Source organism: Micromonospora sp. 050-3, assembly GCF_046549335.1.
Lineage (GTDB): Bacteria > Actinomycetota > Actinomycetes > Mycobacteriales > Micromonosporaceae > Micromonospora > Micromonospora trifolii.
In genome coordinates, this window is sequence record NZ_JAJPVX010000002.1 from 1323153 (window position 1) to 1335509 (window position 12357).

Genomic DNA, 12357 nt, shown 5'->3' on the forward strand with positions numbered 1-12357 from the left:
GGACGGGAAACTGCCAGCGCCGACATCCCACGGTTTCCAAACCGCGAGCGTAAGGTGATCACATGCGCGCTGAGCGTGTGGATCAACCGATTGACCATGATCAAGCGGTGGACACGCTGCGGCGGTCGTACGCCGCAGTGCCCACTGGCGAGCCTGTTCGGCTGGCCAAACGCACCTCCAACCTGTTCCGCCCCCGGTCCGCTCTGCGGACTCCGGGGCTCGACGTGAGTGGTCTGAACGGCGTGCTGTCGGTCGACCCGGCCGGCCGTACCGCCGACGTGCAGGGCATGTGCACCTACGAGGACCTGGTCGACGCGACGCTGCCGCACGGCCTGATGCCGCTGGTGGTGCCGCAGTTGCGCACCATCACGCTGGGCGGCGCGGTGACCGGCCTCGGGATCGAGTCGACCTCGTTCCGCAACGGCCTGCCGCACGAGTCGGTCCAGGAGCTGGACGTGCTCACCGGCTCCGGCGAGATCATCACCGCCCGACCCGACGGCGAGCACGCCGACCTGTTCACCGCGTTCCCCAACTCGCTGGGCAGCCTCGGTTACGCCACCCGGCTGCGCATCGAGCTGCAACCGGTCGGCCGGTACGTGGCGTTGCGCAACGTCCGGTTCACCCAACTGGAGGCGCTGACCGACGCGATCGCGGAGGTGACCGCCACCCGGTCCTGGGCCGGCGAACCGGTGGACGCGATGGACGGGGTGATGTTCAGCCCCGGCGAGGCGTACCTGATCTTCGCCACGTTCACCGACGCGGCCGACCCGCCCAGCGACTACACCGGTCAGGCGATCTACTACCGGTCGTTGCGCCAGCGCACCCGCGACGTGCTCACCGCGTACGACTATTTGTGGCGCTGGGACACCGACTGGTTCTGGTGCTCGTCGGCGTTCGGCGCGCAGCACCCGGTCGTGCGCAGGCTCTGGCCGGCGCGTTACCGGCGCAGCGACTTCTACCACCGACTGGTCCGGCTGGAGCACCGCCACCAGGTGGCGGCCCGGATCGACCGGCTGCGCGGGCAACCGGCCCGGGAGCGGGTCGTGCAGGACGTGGAGATCCCGCTGGACCGTACTGCCGACTTCCTGCGCTGGTTCGCCGGCGCTGTGGGAATGAACCCGGTGTGGCTGTGCCCGTTGCGACTGCGTGAGCCGGCGGGGTCCGGTTCGGCGCGGTCCTGGCCGCTGTATCCGCTGCGGCCCGGGCAGGACTACGTCAACATCGGGTTCTGGGGGAGCGTGCCGATCGCGCCGGGCGCCGCCGACGGCGACGTCAACCGCACGATCGAACGCAGGGTGTCGGAGTCGGGCGGCCACAAGTCGCTCTACTCCGACGCGTACTACGACCGGGACGCCTTCGATCGCCTCTACGGCGGCGACACGTGGCGCGCGGTGAAAGACCGCTACGACCCGGACCACCGGCTGACGGGACTGTACGAAAAGGCGGTAGCACGAGCATGAGCCTGACCGACAGAGATCAGGGGGCGGCGAGCGTCCCCGCCACCCCGCCGGCGGGGGGCCGGCACACGGGTCCGACCGTCGCGGATGTCATCCGCGCGGTCACCACGGGGCCGTTGCCGGTGCGGATCACCGGGTACGACGGCAGCGCCGTCGGCCCGTCCGACGCCGGCATCACCCTGGCGATTCATTCCGAGCGTGGGCTGTCGTACCTGCTCACCGCACCCGGCGACCTGGGTATGGCCCGGGCGTACGTCAGTGGTGACCTGGCGTTGCAGGGCGTGCACCCGGGTGACCCGTACGAGGCGTTGCGGGTGCTCAAGGACGAGCTGCGGTTACGCCCACCGTCGCTGGCCGAGGGGCTGGCGCTGGTCCGTGGGCTGGGCTGGGAGCGGCTGATGCCGCCGCCGGCACCGCCGCAGGAGGCGCAGCCCCGCTGGAAGCGGGTGATGAACGGGCTGCGGCACTCGCGGGTGCGTGACAGCACCGCCATCTCGCACCACTACGACGTCTCCAACGCCTTCTACGAGAAGGTGCTCGGCCCGTCGATGACGTACACCTGCGCGGTTTTCCGGTCTCCGGACGACACGCTGGAGCAGGCCCAGGCGGCGAAGTACGACCTGGTCGCCGGCAAGCTGGCGCTGAAGAAGGGGATGCGGCTGCTGGATGTCGGGTGCGGCTGGGGTGGCATGGTGCGCCACGCCGCCCGCGAGTACGGCGTCAAGGCCCTCGGGGTGACCCTGTCGCAGGCGCAGGCGCAGTGGGCGCAGGCCGCGATCGAGCGGGAGGGGTTGAGCGAGCTGGCGGAGGTGCGATACCTGGACTACCGGGACGCGCCGGCCGAGCAGTTCGACGCCATCTCCTCGATCGGGTTGACCGAGCACATCGGGGTGCGCAACTACCCGGCCTACTTCGGGGCGCTGCGCAGCAGGCTGCGGCAGGGCGGGCGACTGCTCAACCACTGCATCACCCGCGCCGACAACCGCGCGCCGCACCGCTCGGGTGCGTTCATCGACCGGTACGTCTTCCCGGACGGTGAGCTGGCCGGTCCGGGCCGGCTGATCAGTGAGGTGCACGACGCCGGGTTCGAGGTGCACCACGAGGAGAACCTGCGCCAGCACTACGCGCTGACGCTGGCCGCCTGGTGCCGCAACCTGGTTGAGCACTGGGACTTCTGCGTCTCGGAGGTGGGCGCGGGCACCGCCCGGGTGTGGGGGCTCTACATGGCCGGGTCGCGGATGGCGTTCGAGCGCAACGGCATCCAGCTGCACCAGGTGTTGGCCACCCACAACGGCCCGAACGGCGTGAGCGGCTACCCGCTGCGACCGGACTGGTTGCCCTGATCACCTGCTGAGCGCCGCCTGAGGCCGCGTCGAAAAAGTCGGCGCGGCTTCTCGCGAAGCGATTGACAAAGAAGTTTTGTACGTACAAACTGATTTTGCTATGAGAGATGTCCTGTACCTGGAGCAGATCGAGCAGGCCGAAGTCCTGCTCAAGCCGCAGCGCGTCGAGGTGCTGCGGCAACTGGCCGAGCCGCGCACCTGCACCGAGGTCGCGGCCCGACTCGACCAGACGCCGCAGCGCGTCTACTACCACGTCAAGCAGCTCGTCGCGGCCGGCCTCGTCGAGCTGGTCAGCGAACGCAAGGTCCGCGGCATCACCGAAGGCATCTACCAGGCCGCCGCCCGGTCCTACTGGCTCTCCCCGCGGCTCGTCGGCCGGATCGGCCTGCGCCGGGCCCGCGACGAGCTGAGCCTGGGCTACCTGCTCGACCTGATGGAGGAGGTCCAGGCCGACATCGCCGGCCTGGACCGGGCGGCCCCCGAGCTGCCCTCGATCGGGGTCTCCGGCGAGATCCGGGTGCCGGCCGAGCAGCGCCAGCAGTTCCTGCACGACCTGCAAACCGCACTTCAGGAGTTGTTCACCCGCTACGGCGGCAGCGAAGGAGATGCCTTCAAGCTGGCCGTCGCCTGCTATCCGAAAGGGAACGACAATGAGTGAGCCGATGAAGGTCCAGGCCCGTCTCTCCGCGCCCGTCGGGCGCGTCCGCCAGGCCCTGACCGACCCGGCCGAGCTGCGTCTCTGGCTGGCCGAGCACGCCGAGGTCGAGCTGCCCCAGCGGTACGAGTTCTGGGGCCGCTACACGCCCGAGGGCGACGCCCCGCACCAGCGGCTGCTGCACGCCGACGACGACACGCTTCGCTTCGGCTGGCTGCTCGACGGGGTGGAGACCACCACCGAACTCCAGCTCACCGCCGAGGGCACCGACAGCACAGTGCTGACGCTGATCCAGAGCCACTTCGACTTCGCCGAGGCGATGAGCGGCTCCACCATCCGGGGCGTCCTCCAGACGTACTGGGCGCTGTCCATCGCCAACCTGGCCGCCCACGTGGAGGGCAAGCCACTGCTGCCCCGCACCGACTTCACCTCCGCCGACCTGCGCGGTGAGCTGGTCATCGCCGCCCCCGCCGACAAGGTGTGGGAGTCGCTGACCAACTCCGAGCAGGCCAGCGCCTGGTTCGGCTACCCGATCGGCATCGAGCCCTGGGTCGGCGGCCGGTACGCCATGGGCGGCTTCGAGACCGGCTACGCGGCCAAGGTCGTCGACCTGGAGCCCGGCCGGCGGCTGTCCGTCGACTGGGGGCCGACCGGCGTGACGAGCTGGGAGCTGGCCGAGTCCGCTGGCCGGACCACGCTGACCTTCGTGCAGAGCGGCTTCGACGAGGCCAAGCCCCCGTACGGGGCCTGGAGCGGGTCGGTTGCCGGGCTGTTCGAGCTGCGCCGCTTCCACGAGGTGCCGAGCTGGCAGCCGATCTGGCTCTCCGAGGAGATCCCCGGCCTGGAGCCCGCGCCGGCCAGCTGAGCGTTTCGTCTTGATCGTCTCGCCAAGATCGTGCTCGATCAGCGATGTAGTGGCCTCGTTCACCCGGGAGGCCACTACATCCCGGATCGAGCACGATCTTGTGTGTGCCGCGCGGGGTCTCGGAGATCCGCTGGCGGGATCTGGTGACTTTTCGCTGTCGAGTGGGTACTGGCGGGCGATGTTCTTCATCTTTGGTCTGCGTACCAAGGTCGACCGGTCCGGTGTCGTGCAGCAGGTCTGCCGCCACTGCGGCAACCAGGCCGCGCAGGTGATCACCCGCCGCTCGACGAAATTCACACTCTTCTTCATTCCGCTCATTCCAATCCGCACCCGGTACGCGCAGCAGTGCACGTTCTGCGGCGCGGAGTACGAGATCTCCAGGTCCGACGCCGAGCGCCTCCCGGTCGGCTGATCCGACGATGGACCGCTTCCTCTGCTGGCTGATCGGCCGACAAACGTCCTCGGCCGACGTGGCCGTGCACACAGTTGCCCGCCCGCCCTGCACCCCTGGCCGGCGCAGACGCCGCCGCGCACGCCGTCCGTTGGCCGGCACCGCACTGCCCCGTTCACCCTGGAACCGATCCGCGGGCCGCTGACCCTGGCCGGGGCCAGGGCCGGAGTCGCAGCGGGGTGAACGTTCGGCTCTGGCGGCGTTTCTGGGCGCTGGTTAGGCTTTCGGGGTTTGCCGTGGACCGGCGCCGCCGAGGGTGCACGCACGACGAAAGAGCCGGAGCGACCGTGTCCCGACAGGACGGAAAGCAGGCTGCGGGGACGCTCAACCCCGCCGGCGCGTTCGTCGCGGCTGCGGTCATCCTGCTGGAGGCGGGCTGGTTGGTCGCCGCGTTGCCCGGTGCCGCGCTGGTCAGCGACATCGGCGCGATGCTGGTCGCCGGCTGGGCGACGCTCGCGTGCGTCGGGGTGGCCCGTCGACATCCGGCGCCGCTGCGCCGGTTCTGGACGCTGCTCGCTCTCACCATGGGGCTGGCCGCGATCGGCCGGGCGATCTGGACGGTGCAGCGGCTCGTCGGCGACGACCTGCCGCACACGCCGGTGGTCGGGGTGGTCTTCACCGCCGGCATCCTCACCGGCACTGCCGCGCTGCTCAGCTCGCCGTCCGCCCCGAGGACCGCGGTCGGGCGGGCCCGTACGTTGCTGGACGGGGTGATCGTCGCCCTGGCCCTGGTGCCGATCGGTTGGGTGCTGGTCTTCCGGGGGGTCGCCGCCGCCGAGCTGGCCGACCCCGCGCGCACGCTGGGGCTGCTCTTCCCGATGTTCGACCTGATGCAGCTCACCATCCTGGTCGCGGTCTCCGGGCCGGCCCGGCCGATGTGGCGGCCGATGACAGTCCTCGCGGCGAGCCTCACGCTGCGGGTCGTCGCCGACGTCTTCTACGTGTCGCTGGTCGCCCGCGCCGACTACACCGCCGGTCACCCGATCGACCTGTGCTGGCCGTTGAGCTACCTGCTGATCGGCCTGGCCACCCGGAATTCGCCGCCCCCGGACTGTGACGGCACCGACGACACCGCCGAGTCGCCGCTGCCGCCGTGGTGGCGGGTGGCGCTGCCGTACCTGCCGGTGGGTGGGGCGATCATCGCCGTGGTGCTGGCCCGTCTGCCCACCGGGCAGACCCCGCAGCTCGTGTTCGTGACCATGATGGTGTTGCTGGCCGCCCTCGCCGTCCGGCAGGGGTTGGCCGCCAACGAGAACCTCCGGTTGGTGGCCCGGCTGCGCCGGCTCGCGTACGGCGACCAGCTCACCGGGCTGCCCAACCGGCTGTTGTTCAACCGGCGGCTGCGCCTGGCCCTGCGCGACGGGCGACCGGTGGCCGTGCTGCTGCTCGACCTGGACGGTTTCAAGCAGGTCAACGACCGGTTCGGGCACGCCACCGGTGACACCCTGCTGACCGGGCTCGCGGCCCGGATGCACACCGCCGTGAACGGCGACGGCACCATCGCCCGGCTCGGCGGTGACGAGTTCGCGGTGCTGGTCGACGGCGAACGGCCGGTGTCACCCGAGCGGCTCGCCGAGCGGCTGCTGGACGCGCTGCGGCCCTCCGACGACGAGGAGGACGTCGGGGTGCACCCGTCGGCGAGCATCGGTATCGCCGAGTACGGCCCGCAGCACGCCTCCCACACCGACCTGCTGCGCGACGCCGACATCGCCATGTACGCGGCGAAGGCGGCCGGGAAGTCCGCGTACCGGACGTGCACGCCGGCGTTGCGCGAGTCGGCCGTCTCCCGTGCCGAGTTGATCGCCGACCTGCGCCGCGCTGTCGACGAGGATCAGCTGCACCTGGAGTTCCAACCCATCGTCGACCTGGCCACCGGCGCGGTGCGCAGCGCCGAGGCGCTGGTGCGCTGGCGGCACCCTCGGCTGGGGATGTTGCCGCCGGCGAAGTTCCTGCCGCTGGCCGAGGAGACCGGGTTGATCCTGCCGATCGACCGCTGGGTGATCCACCAGGCGTGTCGGGCCGCCGCGACCTGGCGGGGGCGGGCGCCGGAGGCGACCGTCGCTGTGAACATCGCCGCCGCGCACCTGCGTCGGCCGGACCTGATCGCCACTGTCACGGCGGCCACCAGCGCCGCCGGGCTGGCGCCGCGGGCGTTGACCCTGGAGTTGACCGAGTCGGCGCTGATCGAGGGCACCGAGGCGGTGCTGGAGCGGCTGCACCAGCTCCGGGAGCTGGGCATCCGGATCGCCATCGACGACTTCGGCACCGGCTACTCGTCTCTGAGCTACCTGCACCGCATCCCGGCCACCGAGCTGAAGATCGACAGGTCGTTCGTGGCCCGACTGGGCACCGACGACCGGGCGTACGCAACGGTGGAGATGGTCACCCGCCTGGCCGGCGCGTTCGACCTGGCTGTGGTCGCCGAGGGGGTGGAGACCGAGCGTCAGCACGAGGCGGTCACCGCGATCGGCTGCCCACGCGGCCAGGGCTATCTGTACGGGCGGCCGGACGCCCCCGCCATGGTGGGCCAGAATCGGAGTTGACTCTCACGTAACGGCAGGCAGGAGCCTGGTTCCCGGAAGGGAGGGGGACCATGGCGTACACGGTGGGTCAGGTCGCGAAGGTGGCCGGCGTGACGGTGCGGACGCTGCACCACTACGACGAGATCGGGTTGCTCTCGCCCAGCGGGCGCACCTCGGCCGGTTACCGCCGCTATGACGACGCGGACCTGCAACGGCTGCAACTCGTCCTGTACTACCGGGAGCTTGGTTTCCCGCTTGAGGAGATCACCGCGATCATCGACGAGCCGGCGGCCAATCCGGCCGCGCACCTGCGCCGGCAGCACGAGCTGCTGACGGTACGGCTCAGGCGGTTGCAGGAGATGGTCACGGCGATCGAGTTCGCGATGGAGGCGAGCAAGATGAACATCCAACTCACGCCGGAGGAGCGGTTCGAGGTCTTCGGTGACGTCGATCCGGAGGAGCACCAGGCCGAGGCGGAGCGGCGGTGGGGTGACACCGACGCGTACCGGGAGTCGAACCGGCGGGTCTCCCGCTACACAAAGGACGACTGGCTGCGGAACAAGGCGGAGAACGAGGACTGGGGTCGGCGGATCGTCGCACTGATGGCCTCGGGCGCGCCGGCGGACAGCCCGGAGGCGATGGACCTGGCCGAGGAGCACCGGCAGATCATCAGCCGCTGGTTCTACGAGTGCTCGTACGAGATCCAGACCGGGTTGGCCGACATGTACCTGGCCGACGAGCGGTTCACCGCGTCCTACGAGAAGATCGCGCCGGGGCTGACCGTGTATCTGCACGAGGCGATCCACGCCAACGCGATCAGCCGGGCGTGACGAGGTGCGGTCCGGCTAGTCTGGCCGGACCGCACCGCTCGGGGGAGATGACAGTGCAGAAACCGAAGCTGATCGCCGCTGTCGCCGTGCTCGTGGTGGCGGTCGGCGCCGGGGCGTGGGCGCTGGTCGCCGCCGGCGACGACGAACCGGACGCGGGTCGCCCGGCGGCGTCGGCGAGCACCGACCCGGTCGGTGTGCTGAAGGCCGCCGCCGTGAAGGCCGACGAGCAGCCGTACAAGCTGACCGTCGGTACCGGCGGCACGGACGGGGACGCCACGGTCCTGCTGTGGGATCCGAAGGCGAAGCGTGGTCTGGAGACCACCTCGCTGAAGGTGCCCACCGGTGTGGTGAAGATCGAGCGGTTGACCACCGGGCCGGACGTGTACGTGCGGGTCACCGCCCCGGACCGCCGTGTGCCGGTCTGGGACGGCAAGACCTGGTGGCACGTCGGCGCCCCGGGCGCCCCGGCGGCCAAGCAGGGCCTGGACAACACCCGGCTGGCCAGCACGCTGGGCGCGCCGGCGGGGGTCCGGCTGACCGGCGAGCGGGAGTACGCGGGCACGCTGGACCTGCGGCAGAGCGGCGCGGTGCTGGGCAGCGGCGTCGGCAGTGTGCTCGGGGAGCGGGCCGGCGCGGTGCCGTTCACCGCGGCCGTGGACGAGCAGGGTCGGCTGGTCCGCTACCGCATCGAGTTGGCCAGCGAGCAGTCGCAGACCGCCCAGCTCGACCTGACGTACTCGGACTTCGGGCTGTCGGTGTCGGCGGACCCGCCGGCGGCCGACCTGGTGGGCGAGGACCCGCCGGCGAACATTCCCGGCGCGTGAGGTCGGCTCACTCCTCGACCGCCCCGGCTACCGGGGTGACCAGGAAGTCGTAGACGGTGCGGGCCATCCGCCGGACCGTCTCGTCGCCGGTGGCCATGGGGCCGGCGGTGAGGAACGCGACGGCGGTCTCGGTGCCGGGGATCAGGTAGTAGCCGACGTCGTGTGAGGCGTCCGGCAGGTCACCGGTCTTGTGGGCCACCGGCACGCCGGGCGGCAACGCCGCCGGGATCTTCGTGTTCAGGGTCTGCTCCCGCATGAACCCGATCATTAGGTCGCGGGAGGTGGGGGTGAGGATCTCGCCGTCCCAGACCGCGCCGAGCAGCGACACCACATCGTCCGGGCTCGTGTAGTTCTCCTCGCCGCGCTGCGCCGCCGCGCTGTCGAGCATCCGGCGGGCCAGGATGGTGGAGCGTTGGTTCATCGAGTCGATGAGCGCGTTGACCGGGGCGAACCCACCCAGGTAGGTGATCAGCACGTTCGCGGCCACGTTGTCGCTGTACTTGATCAGGTACTGGGCGAGCCGGCGCACTGTGACGACCTGCGGGAACGTCTCGAACTGAAGTTGACCGGTGCCGCCGACCACGTCCTCCGGGGTGACCAGCACGCCGTCGTCGAGGAAGACCTGTCCACAGTCGACCCGACGCAGCAGCTCGACGAGGATCCAGAGTTTGATGACGCTGGCCGCCTTGGGGCGCAGCGATCCGTTGACAGCGATCTGCTGGTCGCCGTAGCGGCCGGACAGGTCGCGGACGGTGACCCCGGCCGGGTTGAGGCTCGCGTCGGCGACCACGCGGGCGAGCTGCCCACTGAGCGGGAACAGCCGGACCCCGGCGACCGGGTCGGTAGGTGGCTGCGGGCTGGTGATCACCACGCCGGTCAGCGTCGTCGGCGGGCGGTGCCGCTGGATCACCTCCAGCGTGCCCTCGCTGCGCCCGACCAGCGGCACCCGGTAGCGGTAGGCCGTCCCGCCGACGACGACCGCCCCGCTGGCCGCCCCGGCGGCGACCCGCATGGTCGGGTCGGCGACCCGACCGGTGTCGCCGTCGCAGGCGCGGTAGCGCACCGTGTGCCCGAGCGAGTCGACAGCGAACACCCCGCCGGGAAACGACAGCCAGGACACCTCGCTGGTCGGCGGGCGCTCCGGCGTCGGGTCCACCCCGGGCTCGTGACTCTCCGCGATGGGCCCGCGGCCCGGGCCGTCCGCGGTGGCCGGCCCGGTCGTCGCGAGCACCGCGAGCGCGACCGCCGCCGTCAGCACCTTCAGGGGTACGCGGGCAGAGTTCCCCAGCAGGGAAAATGAGCGCCTCTTGTCGCTTTTTCTCACGTTTGCACGATATGAAGCGCCGGGGGCTGGTGAGACCGGCGGGACCGGCGTCACCCGTCCGGGCGGCAATGTCCCGGCGAGCGACATGACCCACCGGTATAAATATGACCCACAGGCATCACGCTTCCCAACCACTCACCCCGGAGGACCCATGCTGATCATCGCCGGCAGTCTGCAGGTCGAACCGACAGCACGGGAGGCGTACCTGTCCGGCTGCGAAGAGGTCATCGCCCGGGCGCGTGCCACCGCCGGTTGCCTCGACTTCCTGCTGGCGGCCGACCCGTTGGAGCCCGGCCGGATCCACGTCTACGAACGGTGGGAGTCCGCAGAGCAGTTGGCCGCGTTCCGTGGCTCCGGGCCGGAGGACGCGCAGGAAGCGGTCATCCTCGACGCCGACGTGCAGCGCTACCTGATCGCCGGCGTCGAGGCACCCTGATCCAACGGCGAGCCGGCACCGGTCACGTCGGTGGCAGGGGGCCGGTGGGCAGGCCGGGTGCCATCCGACGGATCGAGGCGAAGGTGGGCGTGAGGGCCTCGTACAGCTCGGCGAAGAGCGGCAGCAGCGCCGCGTAGGTGGCGGCGGCGGCCGGGTCGGGGCGGACCGTCTCCTCGATCCGCACCAGGTCGGCGGCGACGTCGATGCTGGGGATCAGCCCGAGCGCCTCCATGCCGAGCAGCGCCGCGCCGAAGCTCGACCCCTCGTGCGCGGCCGGGAAGCTCACCGGCAGGCCGAGGGCATCGGCGAGCATCTGCCGCCACAGGCCGCTGCGGGCGAAGCCGCCACCGGCCCGGACCTCCCGGACCTCGTTGCCGGCCGCGCGCACCGAGCTGAGCACCAGCGCGAGCTGCTGGCAGACGCCCTCCAACGCGGCCCGCACCAGATGTTCGCGACGGTGTGCGTGGGTCAACCCCACGTACGCGCCGCGCGGTAGGGCGCTCCAGTGCGGTGCCCGTTCGCTGTGCAGGTACGGCAGCATGATGAGCCCACCCGAACCGACAGGCGCGCGGGCCGCCAGGGCGACCAAGTCCTCCTCGGAGTGCTCGCCCAGATCCGGGGCGAGCGCCGCGCCGGCCCACTTGAGCACAATGCCGCCGTTGTTGATCGCGCCACCGACCGCCCAACGCTGCTCGGTCAGCGCGTAGCAGAAGACCCCGCCGAGCGGGTCCACGCCGGGCCGCTCGACCATCACCCGCATCGCGCCGCTGGTGCCGATCGAGCAGGCCACCATGCCGGGGTGCACAGCGCCCAGGCCCAGGTTCGCCAGCGGTCCGTCGCCCGCGCCGACCACCACCGGGGTGCGCTCCGGCAGGCCGGTCTCGGCCGCTGCCTGCGGGATCAGGTTGGGCAGCACGGCGGTGGTGGCGACGAGCTGCGGGAGCTGTTCCGGGGTGATGCCGGCGATGGTCAGCGCTTCGCGGTCCCACTCCAGCTTGTGGATGTCGAGCAGGCCGGTGGCCGAGGCGATCGAGTGGTCGGTGACCAGCGCGCCGCAGAGCCGCAGCAGCACCCAGTCCTTGATGCCCACCCAGTGCGTCACCCGCTCGAAGAGTTTCGGCTCCTGCTCGGCGAACCAGAGCAGCTTGGGCAGCGGCGACATCGGATGCATCGGCGTGCCGGTACGCCGGTGCAGAGCCAGGCCCGACGGCACCGCCCGCAACCGCTCGGCCTGCCGGGTGGACCGCGAATCGGCCCAGGTCACCGACGGGGTGAGCGGATTGCCGTCCCGGTCCAACCCGATCAGGCTGTGCATGGCGGAGCCGAACGACAGCCCGGCCACCGGCTGGACCAGCTCGGCCACGACCATGCTGATCGACTTGAACACCGCTTCGAGGATGATCTGCGGGTCCTGCTCGGCGTAGCCGGGCTGCGGGTTGTTCAGCGGGTAGCCGACCAGGTGACTGCCGAGTTGCCGCCCGTCGGTGTCGTACGCGACGGCCTTCGTGCTGGTGGTGCCGATGTCGACACCGATCACGACCCCGGGCAGCGTGACTGCCGGCACGACCGCCACCCCCTCTCCGAAACGTGAATCGACGCAACACTATCGCCCTATCGTGTGGGTTGCTCCGCCGATCGGGTAGTTCGCCC

At 71.0% G+C, this 12357-nt stretch carries 11 protein-coding genes; 9 read left to right on the plus strand and 2 right to left on the minus strand.

What is annotated here, in order from left to right; genetic code table 11:
• The first annotated feature begins 62 nt into the window (after positions 1–62).
• From ACLJOK_RS21180 to ACLJOK_RS21215, 8 genes are all read left to right on the plus strand, one after another.
• Positions 63–1460, plus strand: a complete 1398-nt coding sequence (locus tag ACLJOK_RS21180; protein WP_410820425.1) for an FAD-binding oxidoreductase — start codon at positions 63–65, stop codon at positions 1458–1460.
• Positions 1457–2800: a class I SAM-dependent methyltransferase gene (locus ACLJOK_RS21185; RefSeq protein ID WP_410820426.1), complete on the plus strand. Its 1344-nt coding sequence runs from the start codon at positions 1457–1459 to the stop codon at positions 2798–2800. The genes ACLJOK_RS21180 and ACLJOK_RS21185 overlap by 4 nt, the downstream gene beginning before the upstream one ends.
• A gap of 100 nt (positions 2801–2900) precedes the next feature.
• A complete protein-coding gene (locus tag ACLJOK_RS21190; protein ID WP_410820427.1) occupies positions 2901–3458 on the plus strand; it encodes a helix-turn-helix domain-containing protein in 558 nt (185 codons plus the stop codon).
• The gene (locus ACLJOK_RS21195) at positions 3451–4320 is read left to right on the plus strand and encodes an SRPBCC family protein (protein WP_410820428.1); all 870 of its coding nucleotides are present in this window, start codon (positions 3451–3453) and stop codon (positions 4318–4320) included. Before ACLJOK_RS21190 ends, ACLJOK_RS21195 begins: the two co-directional genes overlap by 8 nt.
• Positions 4321–4498: 178 nt before the next feature.
• Positions 4499–4732 carry a zinc-ribbon domain-containing protein gene (locus ACLJOK_RS21200; RefSeq protein WP_030331435.1) on the plus strand — a complete coding sequence of 78 codons (234 nt, stop codon included), beginning with the start codon at positions 4499–4501 and terminating at the stop codon, positions 4730–4732.
• 326 nt (positions 4733–5058) lie between these two features.
• Entirely contained in the window at positions 5059–7314 is a 2256-nt protein-coding gene (locus ACLJOK_RS21205; protein WP_410820429.1) for a putative bifunctional diguanylate cyclase/phosphodiesterase, read from the plus strand.
• A gap of 50 nt (positions 7315–7364) precedes the next feature.
• Positions 7365–8123 (plus strand): MerR family transcriptional regulator, encoded by a 759-nt coding sequence (locus tag ACLJOK_RS21210; protein WP_410820430.1) that lies wholly within the window; start codon positions 7365–7367, stop codon positions 8121–8123.
• A 53-nt stretch (positions 8124–8176) separates the two neighbouring features.
• On the plus strand, positions 8177–8947 hold the full coding sequence (locus tag ACLJOK_RS21215) for a hypothetical protein (RefSeq protein ID WP_410820431.1): 771 nt from the start codon (positions 8177–8179) through the stop codon (positions 8945–8947).
• A 7-nt stretch (positions 8948–8954) separates the two neighbouring features.
• On the opposite strand, the gene ACLJOK_RS21220 is transcribed toward ACLJOK_RS21215, so the two are convergent.
• Positions 8955–10271 carry a serine hydrolase gene (locus ACLJOK_RS21220; protein ID WP_410820432.1) on the minus strand — a complete coding sequence of 439 codons (1317 nt, stop codon included), beginning with the start codon at positions 10269–10271 and terminating at the stop codon, positions 8955–8957.
• A 151-nt stretch (positions 10272–10422) separates the two neighbouring features.
• Between ACLJOK_RS21220 and ACLJOK_RS21225 the strand changes: the two genes are divergently transcribed.
• On the plus strand, positions 10423–10707 hold the full coding sequence (locus tag ACLJOK_RS21225; RefSeq protein ID WP_410820433.1) for a putative quinol monooxygenase: 285 nt from the start codon (positions 10423–10425) through the stop codon (positions 10705–10707).
• A gap of 22 nt (positions 10708–10729) precedes the next feature.
• Here ACLJOK_RS21225 and ACLJOK_RS21230 read toward each other — a convergent pair whose 3' ends face one another.
• On the minus strand, positions 10730–12271 hold the full coding sequence (locus tag ACLJOK_RS21230) for a gluconokinase (protein WP_410820434.1): 1542 nt from the start codon (positions 12269–12271) through the stop codon (positions 10730–10732).
• Positions 12272–12357: the final 86 nt, after the last annotated feature.